This is a genomic window from Plectonema cf. radiosum LEGE 06105 (assembly GCF_015207665.1).
In the GTDB taxonomy this organism is placed as follows: Bacteria; Cyanobacteriota; Cyanobacteriia; order Cyanobacteriales; family Nostocaceae; genus Rivularia; species Rivularia radiosa_A.
Genome location: NZ_JADEWL010000275.1, coordinates 1 through 3,364, shown reverse-complemented (window position 1 = coordinate 3,364; position 3,364 = coordinate 1). Strand labels below are relative to the sequence as shown.

Annotated in this window: 3 protein-coding genes; 1 reads left to right on the top strand and 2 read right to left on the bottom strand. The window is 36.7% G+C overall.

Annotation, left to right across the window (positions count from 1 at the left end):
* Positions 1-593, bottom strand: a 593-nt coding sequence (locus tag IQ247_RS31855; RefSeq protein WP_193926191.1) for an AMIN domain-containing protein, incomplete at its 3' end; no start/stop codon positions are given.
* 396 nt (positions 594-989) lie between these two features.
* Entirely contained in the window at positions 990-1,988 is a 999-nt protein-coding gene (locus tag IQ247_RS31850) for a helix-turn-helix transcriptional regulator (RefSeq protein WP_193926190.1), read from the bottom strand.
* Positions 1,989-2,615: 627 nt separating this feature from the next.
* On the opposite strand from IQ247_RS31850, the gene rph reads away from it, so the two are divergent.
* Positions 2,616-3,359 carry a ribonuclease PH gene (rph, locus tag IQ247_RS31845; protein ID WP_193926189.1) on the top strand — a complete coding sequence of 248 codons (744 nt, stop codon included), beginning with the start codon at positions 2,616-2,618 and terminating at the stop codon, positions 3,357-3,359.
* Positions 3,360-3,364 lie beyond the last annotated feature (5 nt).

Genomic DNA, 3,364 nt, shown 5'->3' with positions numbered 1-3,364 from the left:
GTTTCTGATGGAGTTTCTTCTGGTTTTGAGGAGGGTTTTTGTGCAGTCGAAGCAGCAGGTGCTAATCCAAAAATCAAACCTTGTCCGCTATCAAATAATTCTACCTTGGGTAATGCACTCTTACCCGTTGCAGTTATTCTGACTGTATTCCCATCTAAATTAGTTACTGTAATTCCAGTAATTCCCTCTACAGGTTTTTCCGAACTAAATTTAAACGCATCCCCTGACGCTTGCTGTAATTGAGCGTTGGGAATATCGGCGATAAAGTTATTACCACTGCTGCGATTTATTACTTGTAAATTTCTTGCTTGAGATGTTTGTAAAACTATTTCTAAACCTTTATCCGTGGGATTAGCTTTCACTCCGGTAATTAGTACAATACTTTCCTGTTTCTCTCCTTCAGAAGGGGGGTTTTGAGGAGAGTTATTTGTTGTAGGTGTCTGTACGAGCAAAGACGCACTTTTTGCAAACTGCTTGACTTCACTTACTTGAGGAATTTCTTTCTCTGTAACAGTCTGAGCAAACGTGGGAGTTACCATCAGTAAGATAGTTCCCGCACTAAACCATCCACGAAGCAACCATTTTTGAATCATTACTCTTCACACCACTATAAGTAATTGTTCTTAATACTTGTCAATAAAACGTAATATATACACCCGAAATAAATCGCTTACTTCTACAGAAAACCACTTTTTTATTTGGAGCTATTGAGAAGTATATTCAAGAATATAGGGAATTACTTTAGTTGTGAAGACGATTTTTACTACTGTACGGATTATTTCAGTCACTAAACGGATTTTTTTTAGATTGATGATGAAGCGATTTTATTACTTACATTTTGTATCCAACATGAAACCCGTGTAGAGACGTAACACTGTTACGTCTCCCACAATTTGAAATCATAATTTCATACTGGATTGGGCTAATTTTTCAGTCGTCTTTAGACGACTTTCGCTATTAGACCGGGAATTTAATTCTCGGTCAAGTTTTCAAGCAGATAAAATATAATTCTTCTGATATGACTTAGGATTAACCCCATATTTTCGTTTAAAAGCTGCTGAAAAATAACCAGCATGAGCGTAACCAACTTTACGAGCTACTTGTTGAACGCTCATTGTTTTTGTAGCTAACAATTCCTTGGCTAATTCCATGCGATAAGTTTGTAAATATCCAAATACGGTTGTTTGAAAAACTTGACGAAAACCAAGTTTAAGTTTGTAGTCGTTTAGTCCAACTTGATGAGCTAATTGTAATAATGATGGGGGATTTTCAAAACTATGCTGTAAAATTTCCTTAGCGTAATGTAGTCTTTCTAAATCTTCGGAATTAAAATTATGAGAACTAGTTGTTGCTGATTTTGGCTGTTGTGTTTGTTCTACGAGTAAAGCCATTAATTCCAAAACTTTACTTTCTAAAAACATCCGCTTGGTTATTTTTTCGTAGGGGCATTGTAATATCTGCTGTACGGCAACTTGCATTTGTGCTGTTGTTTTACCCGTGGAATAGTAATAATAATCTTCCTTTTTATTTCGCAGCAGATAATTCAACTCCTTGCGAATATCTGATATATTTTCGCCGAAAAAGCTGTAAAATAATTCCGGCTGCATATGAACGTTTACATATAAGATTTGCTGCTTGCTCGAAGTTTGACATTGTTCCTGGGGAGCAATACCGCTACCATAAAAAAAGTATTCACCTGCATCATTACAACATACCCGATTATCGCTGAAACTACCAGAAATTTGGAAATGAAATTCTAATGGATGCTGGCGTTCGGGACATTCTATAATTAGGTCATCGTGTAGTTGGTTATTCTCTATTACTAATTCTAACCCTTCTCGTAATTGTATTTCTCGATAATATCCTTTTCCTAATTCTTGGGGATATTGGCAAATTATATCTTGACTATCAATTGACGAATTTTTATTTAACTGTTGGTTTTGTTCCATTAATTGCCAATAATCAGATTGTGATATTTTTATAGTCATTTGTTTTACAAAATTTAATATCTAATTTCAACCTAAAACTGTGTAGAAACGCCATACTATCAGCCTTTCTACATGGCGTGGGGAATCTACACAAAACTGATAACAATACGATTAATTCAATTACTTTTTTTAGTGGCGTTACCCCAGAGGGGTTTAGCTGTGCTAATCGCCAACTTTGCACCTTTTACCAAAATCCCAGGAATGGTATGATCACTACTCCACCTGCCGAGAATAGATTATTTATTCCCATCTAGAGCTTCTCAAATTCATTAATGAAAATTATTACTATCCTCTACAGGTGCAGATGATAGTAGCTATCAAGTTAACTTAAAACAATTGATAATAAATGTCAATCATTTTTAGGTATTAAAAATCAATAACAATTAATTTTAAAGGTTATTTTACTTTTGAAATAAATATGTTGTCTAAGTTTATGTGAATGTGTTAAAAATGACAAAGCTAATCAATAACAACTTATAAATAATTTTGCTTAACTACTTAACAAAGAGTTAAGATGATTCTTAAAATTTAAGAAGATGTTCCCGAAAAAGATAAAATTGTAACTGTTCTCCAATATCCCATTCCTCATTCCCTGGTAACATATATGGGAAAATTGAGGCATTCCCAATGGTGTGGCAGCGTCCTGATGGTAGACAAGCTTACGAACTGCGTCCAGTTAGCTTTGTAAAAGATTTTACGCGCTATGCTGCTGGTTCGGTTCTGGCAAAGTGCGGAGAAACTCAGGTACTTTGTACTGTTAGTGTCAGCGAAAAAGTTCCCAAATTTCTCGTAGATAGTGGTCAAGGTTGGTTGACTGCTGAGTATCGAATGTTGCCAGGAGCCACTCAACAGCGGCACGAACGAGAAACTATGAAGTTATCTGGAAGAACCCAAGAAATTCAGCGGTTGATCGGACGCAGTTTACGAGCTGCGTTAGATTTTGAGGCATTAGGAGAACGGCTTTTAACAGTAGATGCAGACGTACTCCAAGCCGACGCTGGAACCCGTACAACAGCAATTACTGGGGGATTTGTGGCATTAGCGATCGCCATTTCCAAGTTGATCAATGAAGGTATTTTAGAGCGATCGCCATTAATCGGACAAATTGCAGCGGTTTCAGTGGGTTTATTAGAAGAAGAAGCATTTTTAGATTTGAACTATCCCGAAGACTTAGCAGCGACAGTAGATTTCAACGTAGTGATGAATCAAAATCAAGGCATCATCGAAGTTCAAGGAACCGCAGAAGCAGGTAGTTTTAGCCGTACTCAATTAAATAATTTATTAGATTGTGCTGAAAAAGGCATCGGTGAATTATTAACCATACAACGAAAAGCCATTCCGCAGTGGGAGGAGCTATGGGGGATGGGGTGATGGGG

Excerpts from the sequence above, each read along its gene's own strand:
- IQ247_RS31850 (WP_193926190.1), bottom strand. The coding sequence starts at position 1,988 with ATGACTATAAAAATATCACAATCTGATTATTGGCAATTAATGGAACAA.
- rph (WP_193926189.1), top strand. The coding sequence starts at position 2,616 with ATGGTGTGGCAGCGTCCTGATGGTAGACAAGCTTACGAACTGCGTCCA.